This is a genomic window from Streptomyces californicus, assembly GCF_000717645.1.
GTDB lineage: Bacteria > Actinomycetota > Actinomycetes > Streptomycetales > Streptomycetaceae > Streptomyces > Streptomyces californicus.
Genome location: NZ_JNZZ01000001.1, coordinates 139,767 through 153,372 on the forward strand (window position 1 = coordinate 139,767; position 13,606 = coordinate 153,372).

The window sequence follows — 13,606 nt, forward strand, 5'->3', positions numbered from 1 at the left end:
CCCCGGTCGTTCACGTCCACACCGCGCCCAGTGCCACGAATCCGCAGATCAGGGCCGCCAGGACGGCCAGCAGCGGCCAGACGAACCGCAGGTAGCGGTCGTAGCCGACCTTCGCGAGCGCCACCCCGCCGATGGTGACCGCCGTGGTCGGGACCCAGAGGTTCATCCAGCCGCTCGCCGCCTGCCACGCGGTGACGACCACGGCGCGGGAGACGCCCGCGAAGTCGGCGAGCGGGGCCAGGATCGGCATCGCGAGGGTGGCGTGACCGGAGGTGGACGGGATGAGGAAGGCGAGCGGCAGGTTGACGAGGAAGACGAAGACCGCGAAGAGCGCCGACGAGGTGCCCGAGACCACGCCCTCGATGGAGTGCAGCACGGTGTCGGTGATCCGCGCGTTGTTCATGATGACGGTGACCCCGCGCGCGAGCACGATCACCAGGGCCGGGGAGATGAAGTCCGCCGCGCCCTGGACGACCGTCGCGCTGAGCCGCTGCTCGCCGAACCGGGCGACGACGCCGACCAGGACCGCCGCGACCAGGAACAGGGCGGCCAGTTGGGGGAAGGACCAGCCGAGTTCGAAGCCGTACGGGGTGGCGTCGGCGTCGCCCGTCAGCGCACTCGACCACGGGACGACGGAGAAGATCATGAACCCGAAGACCAGGGCGACCAGGACGAGGACGGCCCGGTGCAGCCCGGTCAGCTCCGGGGGCTCCGCCGCCCCGGCCGCGTCGTGCTCGCGGTCGCCGGGCAGGAAGCCGGAGAGCGAGCGCCCGGGGTCCGCGCGGACCCGGTTCGCGTACCGGACGACGTAGGCGATCGTCACCGCCGTCAGCACGACCCACATGATCGCGCGCAGCACGATGCCGTCGCCCAGCGAGATGTCGGCGGCGGAGGACGCGACCCCGGTGGCGAAGGGGTTGACCGTGGAGCAGAGCACCCCGATGCCCGCGCCGAGGATGATCGTGCCGGTGGCCACCATGCGGTCGTAGCCGAGCGCCAGCATCAGCGGGATGATCAGGCCGTAGAAGCCGAGCGTCTCCTCCGCGAACCCCTCGACCGTGCCGAGCAGCGAGAAGACCAGCATCACCCCGGCGATGAGCAGCGCGCCCCGGTCGCGCAGCCGGTGCGCGAGGCGGCCGATGCCCCGGTCCAGGGCCCCGGTGGCGAACACCACGGTGATGAACGCGCCGATGGCGAGGACGAAGAGGAACACGCCGGCGCTGCCGTACAGTTCGCCGGCCAGATCCGGGCCCACCTCCCCCGTCTTCGCGTCCTGGACCCCGTACAGCCCGTTGACCGGGGAGAGGAAGAGGTCGTTGAGGCGGTCGACGAGGCTCTGGTCGCTGTCGACCCGGTGGTACGTGCCCTGGACCGGGGCCCCCTCCGCGTCGCGGTCGTAGGCGCCGGGCGGGATCAGGAAGGCCAGCGCCCAGACCGCGAGGGTGACCACGACGAGGACCGTGAGGGCGCTGGGGAAGGTGAACTTCCGCCCCGCTGGGGGCTCCTCCCGCTGGGCCGGTCCCGTCTCGGCCGCGCCGCTCACGCCGCGTCCGGGGCGCGGCGGTGCACGGGTGTGGCGGTTCGTGGGATTCCGGTGGGAGGCCGGGCCTCCGGACGGGTGACCGGGGGCTCCGGACGGGTGACCGGGACGCGCCGGGGCTCGCCCGGGGGCGGCCCCGGGGCTGGGGGCGGCCCCGGCGCGTACGGGGTGATGGTCGCCGCCGCGCGCGGGCGCACTCGGCGGCCGGCCGTACGCCCCGGGCGAGCGGGCGGCCGCCCGGTCGGCGGGTCCGCCTGCCCTCTCGGGTCGTCTCCCAGGTGCATGGCCCAGCCCCTTCGGTCCCGTGGTCCGCCGCTCCTCCGGCACCACGGGATCACAGAGCGCGGGGCGCCGCACGCCCGGTGGAGCGACCGCCCCGGCCCTGACGCAGGCGCGGGAGCGACGTCAGGGGAGAACCCGGGACCGGCTCCGGGGCCGAGGCTCCGGGCCTCCGGGGCTCCGGAGCTCCGGGACTCCGGACGATGCCGGGGTGAACCCGGGACCGGCTCCGGGGCCGGGGCTCCCGGGGCGCATCACCCCGGTCGGGCCGTCCCGGTCCGCTCAGTCCGGCAGGACGACCGTCCGCTGAGCCGAGAAGTCGCCCCACTTGCCGTCCGGAAGCTTGGCCCTGAGCTTCACCGAGTACCGGGTGCCGGCCGGGTCCGCCAGGTCGAGCCGATAGGTGGCGCGCCCGGTGGGCGGCGTACCGCCCCAGACGATGGTGGTGGTCAGCTTGCCGTTCAGGTACAGCTCGTAGGCGGGGATGCTGCCGCCCGTCTCGGGCTGGTCCCAGGACAGGTCCAGCACGTAGCGGCCGTCCTTCTCGGTGACCTCGGGCCGCAGGCCGGTGGGCGCGGTGCTCGCGGGGGCGCCGGGGGCGGACTCGGTGGTGAGGTCGAGCGCGTTGCTGTCGGCCGAGGACTTGTCGGAGGCGTCGCGGGCCCGGACGGTGAAGGTGTAGACGGTCCCCGGGCGCAGACCGGTGAGCCTGGCCGTGGTCTCGGAGCCGGACACGCTGTGGACCCGGGAGTCCTCCTGGTAGATGTCGTACGAGGTGACGCCGACGTCGTCCTTCGCCGCACTCCAGGTGAGGGTGGCGGCCCGGCCCCCCTCGGCGCGACCGGTCAGCTTCGTCGGGGTGGTGGGCGGCTCGTCGTCCCGGGGCGGGGTGTCCTGGGTGGTGACCGGGACGGCCTTGCTGGGTTCGGAGAGGTTTCCGGCCGTGTCCTTGGTCCGGACGCTGAAGGTGTAGTCCGTGGAGGCGGTGAGGCCGTTCACGTCGATCATGGTCTTCGTCGCCGGGACGCTCTTGACCTTGGTCTTCCCCCGGTAGACCTCGTAACCGGCGACCTTCTCGTTGTCGGTGGCGGCCTTCCACATCACGTGCACCGACGTGGAGCTGCTGGCCTGGGCGGTGACGCCCCGGGGGGTGCCGGGCGGCTGTGTGTCGGCTTCGGCGGTGCCCCCGCAGGCGGCGAGGAGTGGGGCGAGCAGCAGGGCGGAACAGGCCAACGCGGCAGAGACGTGGGGGCGTTGCACGGTGGTGCCTTCCATCCGGAGAGCAATGGTCCAGACCTGTATGCCACGGCACGGGGGCGGCCCACAAGAGGCCGGAGCGGAACCATCCGCTATGTGACGGTGTGCGCGCCGCCCGCGCGTCCGTGCACCGCGCGTCCGCGTCGGTCACCCGCGTCGACCGCGGGCGACGTGGACGCGGTGGCCGGAATAGGCGGCACGGGCCGTCGCGTTGAACGGACTCGTTGGCGACGACCGGCTGCCGGGCCGGTCCCCGGGCGGCCGTGGCCCACTGCTGTCCGGTGTTCGGACGAGACGACCGGGAGCGGCCCGATGACCATCCTCAAGACGTACGCGCGCCTGTGGAGCGACGACCTGGACCGGGCGCTCCCGCTGCTGGAGGAGCTGACCGGCGAACAGCCCCATCTGCGCATGGCGTTCGAGGAGGTGGCGCTCGCCGCGATCGGCGATTTCCTGGTCATCGCGGGCCCGGCCGAGGAACGCGCGCGGTACGGCCACGGCTCCGCGACCGTCGTCGTGGACGACATGGACGCCCTGCTCACCACGCTGGCGTCCGCCGGGGCGGTCATCACCACCCCGGCCACGCCCGGCCCGACCGGCCGGTTCCTCTACGCCCGCCACGCGGACGGCACGGAGATCGAGTACGTCGAGTGGACGCCGGAACTCGTCCGCCGGATCATCCGCCCCTGACCGCCGCGCGCACCCGGGCGCGCAGCCGCTCGTCGGCGCTCTCCACAGTGCCGTCGAGGCCCGAGTGGATCACTCTGCGGTCGCGCTCCGCCAACTCCGCGAACCGCGCCCGCTGTTCGACGGTCAGCCCGGCGACACCGAGCGCCACCAGCGCCTCCACCGCCTCGGCGGGGGCCGCGCCCGCCTCCGCCGCGTCCAGCAGGAGGTCCGCCGCACGTACGGCGCCCAGCACGTCGGGGGCGACGGCGTGCAGGGCGACGGCCGCCGCCGCGCGCAACTCCACATCGGCCAGGAGCGGTTCCAGTACGGGGACGAGGTCGCGGGCGTCCGGGCCGATACGGGCGGCGGCCTCGGCGGCGCGTACAAGGGTCCAGCGCCGCCACCGCGGTTCAGCGGTGCCGAGGACGCCCGCCAGGACCGCCACCGCCTCCGCCGCGTCACCGGTGAGGCGGTGCAGGGCGGCGGCCAGCGCGATGTCGGCGTCCATCCGCGGGTTGGTCCGCTCGATGCCGGGTGCGGAGAGCGCGGCGCGCAGGGCGGGGACGAGCGGGACGGCGGCGGGCCCGAGGTCGGCGGCAGCGGCCGCCGCGGCGCGCACGCCGTCCCGGACTCCCCCGCCGTCCGTCGCCAGGACCTCGGCGAGAGCGTGCAGCAACGGACCGTGCTCGCCGGTCAGTCCACGGAGGGCGCGCGCCGCTTCGAACCGGTCCTCCAGGGGGCCGGCCTCCGCCTTGCGCGCCAGCGCTTGCGCCACCTCCGTACGGTGCTCGGGCGCGTGGACGGCGGCCAGTGCCTTCGGGACCGCCAGGGGGTGTGCCTCCAGCGCGGCGAGCAGTTCGGGCACGGCGGCGGACGCGTCCGGACCCCAGGCCGTGAGCAGCGCCACGGGCCGGTACGGGGCGCCGCCGCCCGGCTCGCCCTCGGTGAGCCGGCGCCGGACCGCCTCCAGCAGCTCCGGGTCGTACGGCAGGACGGGGAGGGTGCCGACGGGGCCGCCGCACGCCGCCTGGAATGCCCGGGGCCGCCGCGGGAGGTCCCGGGCCAGCAGCGGGGCGGCGCGCTCCGGGGCGACGGCGATGAGGGCTTCGAGCGCGCGGTCCGCCGGGTCGCCGTCACCGTCGGCCCGGGTGGCGAGGAGGTCGGCGGCGGGTGCGCCGGCGGGTCCGAGCCGGCCGAGGACCGCCAAGGCGCCGGTATCGTCGCCGTCCTGCTCGGCGGCCGCGATCAGGGCGGGTGCCAGGCGCGCGGGCATGCCCCGGGACAGTTCGCAGGCGGTGGTGGCCGCCCAGGCCGCCTCGGCGCGCGCGTCGGGGTCGTCGTGGCGCAGGGCGGCGTCGAGCAGCGCGCCCACCGCGTCCCGGTCGGCCTCGGTGTCCCGTTCCAGCAGGGTGAGGGTGAGGTGGTGGACCGGCTCGTTGCGGGTTTCGTCGTACCGGCCGGACACGTGGGGCTCCAGCGGAAGCAGGTCCACGGCCGCCGCGTGGTGGTCCCGCGTCCAGGGCAGCCCGGCGTCCGCGCAGGCCAGGAGGGCGGCGGTCCGCAACTGCGGCGGGTGCTCGGGGCCGATCGCCCCGGCCGCCAGGGGGCCGCTGCCCTCGGGATCCAACTCCACGAGGGCTGTGAGCAGTTCGGCGCGGACGCCCGGCTCCGGCTCGGCCTCCAGCCGGTCGCGGAGAGCCGGTACGGCGAGGGCGGCGCCCGCCGCTCCCGTCCATCCGGCGGCCCAGGCGGCGGCCTGGCGCACGCTCGGGCTCTCATCGGTCAGCGAGGCGATGAGCAGCGGCAGTTCGGCGACGACGGCCCGGCGGCAGGCGACCTCGTCGCTCTCCCCGGCCCGCCCCTCGCTCGGCCCGGTCTCCTCCCGAGGCTCGGCGCCGCACGTCGGCCGCGGGTCCGCGCCGCCCTCCGCGATGCCGCCGAGCAGCAGGAGCACCTCCGCCGCACGGATGCCGGCGGCGGCCGTCCGGGCCAGGAACGGCACCGCCTTCGCGGACGCCTCGTACACCGATCCCTGGTGCAGGATGCTGCCGTACAGCTCGCTCTGCGCCTCGTCCGCCGCCCCGTCGTCGTCCCCGGCGAGGGCGCGCAGATGGCCGGGGACGTCCTCGGCGCTGCCGTAGGCATGGGTGTACGAGGCCCAGGGCTGAGCGTCCAGGTCGGCGTGGAACAGGCCGTGGTCGAAGGTCATGGCCCTGATCATGACAGCCGCCGCCGACACCGCCGCCACGAGCCCGCCCGCGCCCGCGCGGGGCCGCACGGGGCCGCGATCGGCCTCACAGGCCGGTCATGACCCCACAGCCGGGCGCCGACCCGCGGCCGGACAACAGCCCCCTGGGGGGACGCGTCGCCGTCCCGAGGACCAGCCGCCGTCAGCTGGTGAAGAACTCCGTGATGTGCGCCGCCACCTGGTCCGCCCGCGTCGCGTGCATCCGGTGTCCGCCGGGCACGGTGATCAGACGGCAGTCCGGGATCAGCGAGGCCACGTCCGGCTGGCGGTGCTGGTCCATGGTGCTCTCCGGGCCGCCGGCGACGACGAGCGTCGGGGAGACGATGTCGCCGAGGCCGTCGGCCGCGTCCGGTCCGGGGTCGGCGAGCTGCTCCCGTACGGCGGGCACCGCGTTCTCGTCGTAGTCCACCGGGCCCTCGGGGCAGCCGGCCGGACCGGGGTCGCCGGGGAACGGGGCGGGGGCCTCCAGCAGGACCAGCCGCTCCACCCGGTCGGAGTGCTCCTGGGCGACGAGCCGGGCGACGACGCCGCCCATGCCGTGGCCGACGAGCCCGACGCGGTCCAGCTCCAGTTCGTCGAGGAAGCCGACGACGTCCTCGGCCATCAGCTCCAGGTCGTAGTCGTCGGGCCAGTCGCTCTCGCCGTGTCCGCGCAGGTCCAGGGCATGGACCCGCCATTCCCGGCCCAGCAGGGGGCCGGCCGCCTCCCAGTCGGCGGACGAACCGCCGAGGCCGTGCAGCAGCACGACGGGCGAGCCGAACGCGTCGCCCCAGGACCGGTACGCAAGGCGCACATCGCCGACATCCACGACAGACTGATCTTCCATGCCCCCGACGCTACAGGCGGCGGTGCCCCGCGCCGCCCACCGGGGCGCGACGGCGGCCCGGTGGAACCCGCGCGGGGGCTTCACCGGGCCGGAGGGACCCGTGCCGGGCGACCGGTCCGCCGCCCGCTCCGTCAGTGCACGCCGACCCCGGCGGCCGCCGGGACCACGTGCTCGCCGTTCACGGGCGGTTCGTCCGCGGGATCGGGCTTGCGGCCGAAGTGGTTGAAGGCGAGGTTGAGCACGATCGCCACCACACAGCCGGTGGAGATGCCCGAGTCGAGGACGACCAGCAGGTCCTCGGGGAAGGCGTGGTAGAACTGCGGCGCCGCGATCGGGATCAGGCCGATGCCCACGGCCGCCGCCACGATCAGGGCGTTCTCGCCCTTCTCCAGGGCGGCGGTGGCCAGGGTCTGGATGCCGCTGGCCGCGACCGTGCCGAACAGGACGATGCCCGCGCCGCCCAGCACCGGCAGCGGTACGAGGGCGATGACCGAGGCGGCCACCGGGACGAGGCCGAGCAGGATCAGGATGGCGCCGCCGACCGCGACGACGAAGCGGCTGCGGATCTTGGTCATCGCGACGAGGCCCACGTTCTGGGCGAAGGCGCTGCACATGAAGCCGTTGAAGAGGGGGCTGATGGCACTGCCGAGGGTGTCGGCGCGCAGACCGCCCTCGATGACCTTCTCGTCGGCGGGGCGGTCGACGATCTTGCCGAGGGCCAGCATGTCCGCCGTGGACTCGGTCATGCAGACCAGCATCACGATGCACATCGAGATGATGGCGGCGATCTCGAACTGCGGGGCGCCGAAGGCGAAGGGCGTCGGGAAGCCGACCACGTCGGCCTCCTTGATGGCGCCGAAGTCGGTGATGCCGGCGGGGATGGCGATCAGCGTGCCGATGACCAGGCCGAGCAGAATCGCGATCTGCTGGAGGAAGCCGCGCAGGAGTTTGCGCAGGGCCAGCACGATGACCAGGGTCACGGCGGCCATGGTGATGTTGGTCATCGATCCGTAGTCGTCGGCCGTGGCGTTGCCGCCCTGGGACCAGTTGAAGGCGACGGGGAGGAGCGAGACGCCGATCAGGGTGATCACGGTGCCGGTGACGACGGGTGGGAAGAAGCGCACCAGTTTGCAGAAGTACGGGGCGAGGACGAAGCCGAGAAGGCTCGCGACGATGATCGCGCCGAAGATGACGGCTATCCCGTCGTGTCCCCGGTCCTTGCCTATCGCGATCATCGGGGCGACGCCGGCGAAGGAGACGCCGTTGACGAAGGGCAGCCGGGCGCCGACCTTCCAGAAGCCGATGGTCTGGAGGAGGGTGGCGATGCCCGCGGTGAACAGGCTCGCTCCCATCAGGAAGGCGGTCTCCTTGGCGGTGAGGCCGACGGCGGGCCCCACGATGAGCGGCGGGGCCACCACGCCCGCGTACATGGCGGCCACGTGCTGGAGGCCGCTGGTGAACATCTTCAGTGGGGGGAGGGTTTCGTCGACCGGATGTTTCCGGCCGTCACTCGGTCCTTCCGCGACGGAGTCGTCCATCACGTCGGGGGCGTCTGCGTCTTTGCGAAACCTGGGCTTAGCGGCCACGGCGGTTCCTCCGGTCGGTTACACGTCGTCGGCGACGTGGGGTTCAGGGAGGTGGTGCGTAAGTGGTGCGGCGGTGCTTGCGGCTCTCTCAGGTGGTGCAGGTCGTGCAGAGGGGGGGTGCGGGCCGCGCACGTGGGGGTGGGTGCGGGCAGCGTTCATCACCGGTCCGGCGGGCGCGCACATGGGGTGCGCGTCCGCCGGACCGGCTGCCGCGGACCCCGCTCGGGTCCACGGCGGCCGGTCTCGGGCCGTCCCCCTCGACCGGCCGGTCGGGGATCACCGCACGGAGCCGGGCTCCGTGCGGGGCGTGCCGCGGAGTCAGGCTCCGGCGGCGATCCGCGCGAGGCGGCGGGCCTCGTCGCGGGTGACACGGGCGATGGCGTCCTCGTCCACCGTGGTGAGGTGGTCGCCCTCGACGACCGGCTTGCCGTCGACGAGGGAGAGGGTCACCGGGGCGGCCGCGCCGAAGATGAGCGCGGTCACCGGGTCGGCGATCGAGGAGTGGGCCAGGGTGTCCAGCTTCCACAGGACGAGGTCGGCGAGCTTGCCGGCCTCCAGGGAGCCGATCTGGTCGGCGCGGCCCAGCACCTGGGCCCCGCCGAAGGTCCCGAGGCGCAGGGCCTGCCGGGCGTTGAGGGCGGCCTCGCGGTGGGCGCCGAGGCGGTTGATGAGCAGGGCGTTGCGCAGCTCGGTGTGGAGCTCGCCGGACTCGTTGGACGCGGTGCCGTCCACGCCGAGGCCGACCGGGACGCCGGCGGCGAGCATGTCGGGTACGCGGGCGATTCCGGCGGCGAGGCGGGCGTTGGAGGACGGGCAGTGGGCGACGCCGGTTCCCGTACGGGCGAACGCGGCGATGTCGGAGTCGTTCATGTGGACGCAGTGGGCCATCCACACGTCGTCGCCGAGCCAGCCGGTCGACTCGAAGTACTCGGTCGGCCCCATCCCGAACAGCTCCTTGCAGAACTGCTCCTCCTCCACGGTCTCCGATCCGTGGGTGTGCAGCCGCACGCCCTTGCGCCGGGCCAACTCAGCGCCCTGGCGCATCAGTTCCGTGGAGACGGAGAAGGGCGAGCAGGGGGCGACGGCGACCTGGGTCATGGCGTCGAAGGAGGCGTCGTGGTGGGCGTCGACGGTGGCCTCGGTGGCGGCGAGCGCGCCCTCCAGGGTCTCGACGGCGAAGTCCGGGGGCAGGCCGCCGTCCTTCTCGCTGCGGTCCATGGAGCCCCGGGCGAGGGTGAACCGTACGCCCATCTCCCGGGCGGCTCCGATGATCGCGCCGGACAGGTCGCCGGAGCCCTGGGGGAAGACGTAGTGGTGGTCCATGGCGGTGGTGACCCCGCCGCGGGCCATCATGGCGAGCGATCCCTGTGCGGCGGCGCGGGCCATCGGCTCGTCGATGCGCGCCCAGGTCGGGTAGAGGGCGACCAGCCAGTTGAAGAGGTTGTGGTCGGTGGCCAGGCCCCGGGTGATCCACTGGTAGAAGTGGTGGTGGGTGTTGACCAGGCCGGGGGTGGCGAGGTGCCCGGTGGCGTCGACGCGCCGGACGACTCCGGTGAGGCCCTCGGGGGCGCTGCCCGCGCCGACGGACTCGATGCGGTTGCCGGCCACGACGATGTGCCCGGAGGCGTACTCGGTGTCGCGGGCGTCGACGGTGGCGATCGAACAGTTCTCGATGACGATGCGCTGAGGGTCTGCCGAAGCTGCCATGGCGCTTCCTTCTTCTCTCTGTGGCGATGTGGGCACGGCAGGACCCTAGGAGGATTTGAGTGCCACAGCGGTGCGGCTGTGGGTGCCGAGATGGTGGAAGAACAGGTTGAGCACGACCGCGACCAGGGCTCCCGCGCTGATCCCGGAGCCGAGGACGGTCTGCGCCCAGGCCGGGAATCCGGCGTAGAAGGTGGGCGCGGCGAGCGGGATGATGCCCGCGCCGAGCGCGACGGCTACCAGGATGATGTTGGAGCTGTCGTCGAGTCCGGCTTCGGCGAGCGTACGGATGCCGCTGACCGCGATCGAGCCGAAGAGGACGATGCCGGCGCCGCCGAGGACGGGCATCGGGACGAGCGAGACGACCGCGCCGAGCACCGGGAAGGCGCCGAGGACCAGGAGGGCTCCACCCGCCGCCGCGACGACGTACCGGCTGCGCACCCGGGTCAGCGAGACGACGCCGACGTTCTGGGCGAAGGCGCTGGTGGGGAAGCCGCCGAAGACCGGTCCGAGGAGGGTGGCGATGCCGTCGGTGCGCAGTCCGCGGGTGATGGTGCGCCCGTCGGTGCGGCGGTCGCAGATCTCGCCGAGGGCGAGCATGCCGGCCGAGGACTCCGTCATCAGGACGAGCATGACGATGCAGAGCGAGAGGATGGCGGCGGGATGGAACTCCGGTGCGCCGAAGGCGAAGGGGGTCGGCAGGGCGGCGAGCGGTGCGGACCGCAGCGCGGAGAAGTCGGCCATGCCGAACGGGATCGCGGCGAGCGTGCCGACGAACATGCCCATGAGCAGGGCCACTTGCTTGAGGAAGCCGCGGCCGAACCGCTGGATGAGCAGGATGACGACGAGGGTGAAGGCGGCCAGCGCCAGGTACTTCATGGCGCCGAAGTCGTCGGCGGTGGCGTCGCCGCCCTGCGCCCAGGCGACCGGTACCGGCATGAGGGTGACGCCGATGAGGGTGATGACCACGCCGGTGACGAGGGGCGGGAAGAAGCGCAGCAGTCTGCCGAAGAACGGCCCGACCGCCAGGCAGAAGACGCCCGCGACGATCACTGCCCCGTAGATGGAAGGGAGTTGGTGTCCCGGCGCGCTGGTCTCGGCGATGGCGAGCATCGGCGCGATCCCGGCGGACGAGGCCGCGTTGACGAAGGGGAGCCGGTTGCCGGCGAAGCGGCCGAGGCCGACGGTCTGCAGGACGGTGGCGAGTCCGGCGACCAGGAGGCTCGCCGCGATGAGCCGGGTCATGCCGGCGGTGTCCAGGCCGACGGCCTGGCCGATGATCAGCGGAGGGGTGACGACGCCCGCGTACATGGCGGCGATGTGCTGGAGTGCGGCGGGGACGAGCCGCGCCGGCGGAAGTCTCTCGTCGACCGGGTGAACTGCCGTACCGGCGAGGGTTTTCGAGGGGTCTTTGCCTGGGCCTTCGGCCGGCCCCGTTGCAGGCTGTGCCATGGGTGTTCCCTCCGGGTGACCGGCCGCCGCCCGTCTGCGGGCGGGCGGCGGCCGGTTCAGCACCGCGTCAGAGGTTGGTCATGTCGACCGGGATCTTCGGCTCGACGCCGTCCCGGAGCACGGTGGCCTCGATCAGACCGTAGGGACGGTCCGCCGCGAAGTAGACCTCATGGTCGTTCTTGAGGCCGAACGGTTCGAGGTCCACCAGGAAGTGGTGGTTGTTCGGCAGCGAGAAGCGGATCTCGTCGATCTCGCTGCGGCTGTTGATGATGCGCGAACCCATCTGGTACAGGGTCTGCTGGAGCGAGAGCGAGTACGTCTCGGCGAACGCCTGGAGCATGTGCTTGCGCGCCTGCTCGTAGGACTTCTCCCAGTTCGGCATGCGCTGCTCGTCGCTGGTCCAGTTGTACCGCCAGCGGGCGGAGACGTCGGTCGCCAGGATGCGGTCGTACGCCTCCTTCAGCGTCGTGTACTTGTCCTTGACGTAGCCCCAGAACTCGGAGTTGGTCGAGTTCATGACGGTGAGGTCCTTGAGGCCGGAGATGACCTCCCAGCTCTCGCCGTCGTAGGTGATCTGGGTGACGCGGGTCTCCTGGCCCTTGCGGGCGAAGGAGTGCTTGACGTCGTCGGCGCCGATGAACCTGGAGTTGCCGTCCGAGGTCGCGATGCGCTCCCAGGCGTACTCCTCGATCCGGATGCGGGCGCGGTGGATCGGCTCCTGCGAGGAGACGAAATGGCGGGCGAGGTGGATGCCGAACTGCTCGGCGGACTCGATCCCGTGCTCCTTGGCGAACGCGAACACCGTGTTCTTGGTGGTGTCGGTCGGCAGGACGTTGGCGTTGGAGCCGGAGTAGTGGACGTCGTCCATGTCGCCGGAGAGGGCGACCGAGACGTTCAGGTCCTTGATGTGGTGGGTGTCGCCGTCCCGCGTGATCTTCACGACGCGGTTCTCTGCTTTGCCGTACTGGTTCTGGCCGAGAATCGTGGGCATGTCGGTGCTAGCTCCCTCGGTAAACGGAGTAGCCGAACGGGTTGAGCAGCAGCGGTACGTGGTAGTGCTCGCCCGGGACGACCGCGAACGCGATGGTCACCTCCGGGAAGAACGCGCCGCTGTCCCTTACGCGGGGGGCGTCCTGCTGCGCCTCGGCTTGCTTCTTGGAAAAGTACGTCTCGGTGTCGAAGGCGAGACGTACGTGGGTCGTTCCCTCCGGCAGGGCCGGGAGGTCCTTGCAACGCCCGTCCGCATCGGTGGCGGAGGCCCCGAGCGTGACGTACGGCGCGTCGCTCCCGCCGCGGGCGGCGAGCGAGACGGCGACGGACGCGGCGGGGCGGCCGATGCTGGTGTCCAGGATGTGGGTGGACACCGATGCGGTCGTGTCGGTACTCAAGACCGTCACTCTCCTAGATCTCAAGAGTCCTGTGCGGGAGCGTCCTCTGCGAGGGTCTCCGTCACGAGACGGGTCAGCCGGATGCGGTTGATCTTGCCCAGTTCGGTGCGCACGATCTCCTGCTCCTGCTCGGGCGCGTTCCCGATCCGGGACTTCACCGCGTCGCGCATCTGCTCACCGGTGGCTCCGGTGGCGCAGATCAGGAAGACGTGTCCGAACCGCTCCTGGTAGGCCAGGTTCAGTTCGAGCATCTCGGTCTTGAGCTCGTCGGAGGCGCCGGCCATGCCCCGCTGTTCGCGGGAGGAGGTCGGGTCGCCCGGCTTCGGGCGGCCGATCGGCGGGTGGCCCGCCATCGCGTCGGCCAGGTCCGCCGCGGTGAGCCGCGCGGTGGCGGCGTCGCTCGCGGCGAGCAGGGCTTCCCCGGTGGCGTACGGACGCCCGGCGAGGACCGTCTTTCCCCAGGTCGCACTGGCACACACCTCGTGCAGTACGGGGGTGGCCTCGCCGTCCGCCAGGGCGTTGAACCGGGTGAGGCCCGGTGTGTTGCTCGACGTCACGGGAGCCTCCGTGGCTGTTTTTCGCTGTGCGTTGTTCGGGCTGCGGATAGCTAACGCCCTCCGCAACACGACGTCAACAGTTTGTTGAAATCTCGCGAAC

At 72.7% G+C, this 13,606-nt stretch carries 11 protein-coding genes; 1 reads left to right on the plus strand and 10 read right to left on the minus strand.

All coding sequences use genetic code 11. The features are described from left to right. Positions 1–10: 10 nt before the first annotated feature. Together IF19_RS0100620 and IF19_RS0100625 are read right to left on the minus strand one after the other, a co-directional pair. Positions 11–1,543, minus strand: coding sequence for a YfcC family protein (locus IF19_RS0100620; RefSeq protein ID WP_030118792.1), 1,533 nt, complete (start codon positions 1,541–1,543; stop codon positions 11–13). Positions 1,544–2,101: 558 nt separating this feature from the next. Then, positions 2,102–3,094, minus strand: coding sequence for a fibronectin type III domain-containing protein (locus IF19_RS0100625; RefSeq protein ID WP_030118791.1), 993 nt, complete (start codon positions 3,092–3,094; stop codon positions 2,102–2,104). Positions 3,095–3,388: 294 nt separating this feature from the next. Here IF19_RS0100625 and IF19_RS0100630 point away from each other — a divergent pair, with 294 nt between their 5' ends. Next, positions 3,389–3,766 (plus strand): VOC family protein, encoded by a 378-nt coding sequence (locus IF19_RS0100630; RefSeq protein ID WP_030118790.1) that lies wholly within the window; start codon positions 3,389–3,391, stop codon positions 3,764–3,766. Here the strand turns inward: IF19_RS0100630 and IF19_RS0100635 are convergent. The 8 genes from IF19_RS0100635 to uraD all read right to left on the minus strand — a co-directional run bounded on the left by IF19_RS0100635 (position 3,753) and on the right by uraD (position 13,506). Then, positions 3,753–5,954 (minus strand): HEAT repeat domain-containing protein, encoded by a 2,202-nt coding sequence (locus tag IF19_RS0100635; protein WP_234310420.1) that lies wholly within the window; start codon positions 5,952–5,954, stop codon positions 3,753–3,755. The two genes, IF19_RS0100630 and IF19_RS0100635, sit on opposite strands and share 14 nt — an antisense overlap. Before the next feature lie 181 nt (positions 5,955–6,135). Next, a complete protein-coding gene (locus IF19_RS0100640; RefSeq protein ID WP_030118786.1) occupies positions 6,136–6,819 on the minus strand; it encodes an alpha/beta fold hydrolase in 684 nt (227 codons plus the stop codon). A 131-nt stretch (positions 6,820–6,950) separates the two neighbouring features. Continuing rightward, on the minus strand, positions 6,951–8,357 hold the full coding sequence (locus IF19_RS0100645) for a nucleobase:cation symporter-2 family protein (RefSeq protein ID WP_050493734.1): 1,407 nt from the start codon (positions 8,355–8,357) through the stop codon (positions 6,951–6,953). Positions 8,358–8,723: 366 nt separating this feature from the next. Continuing rightward, on the minus strand, positions 8,724–10,112 hold the full coding sequence (locus IF19_RS0100650; protein ID WP_030118784.1) for an 8-oxoguanine deaminase: 1,389 nt from the start codon (positions 10,110–10,112) through the stop codon (positions 8,724–8,726). Positions 10,113–10,157: 45 nt separating this feature from the next. Next, a complete protein-coding gene (locus tag IF19_RS0100655; protein ID WP_030118783.1) occupies positions 10,158–11,561 on the minus strand; it encodes a nucleobase:cation symporter-2 family protein in 1,404 nt (467 codons plus the stop codon). A 67-nt stretch (positions 11,562–11,628) separates the two neighbouring features. Beyond that, positions 11,629–12,552 carry a factor-independent urate hydroxylase gene (gene pucL, locus IF19_RS0100660; protein ID WP_030118782.1) on the minus strand — a complete coding sequence of 308 codons (924 nt, stop codon included), beginning with the start codon at positions 12,550–12,552 and terminating at the stop codon, positions 11,629–11,631. 7 nt (positions 12,553–12,559) lie between these two features. Beyond that, positions 12,560–12,949: a hydroxyisourate hydrolase gene (uraH, locus tag IF19_RS0100665; RefSeq protein ID WP_003965348.1), complete on the minus strand. Its 390-nt coding sequence runs from the start codon at positions 12,947–12,949 to the stop codon at positions 12,560–12,562. A 20-nt stretch (positions 12,950–12,969) separates the two neighbouring features. Continuing rightward, positions 12,970–13,506: a 2-oxo-4-hydroxy-4-carboxy-5-ureidoimidazoline decarboxylase gene (uraD, locus tag IF19_RS0100670; protein WP_030118781.1), complete on the minus strand. Its 537-nt coding sequence runs from the start codon at positions 13,504–13,506 to the stop codon at positions 12,970–12,972. Positions 13,507–13,606: the final 100 nt, after the last annotated feature.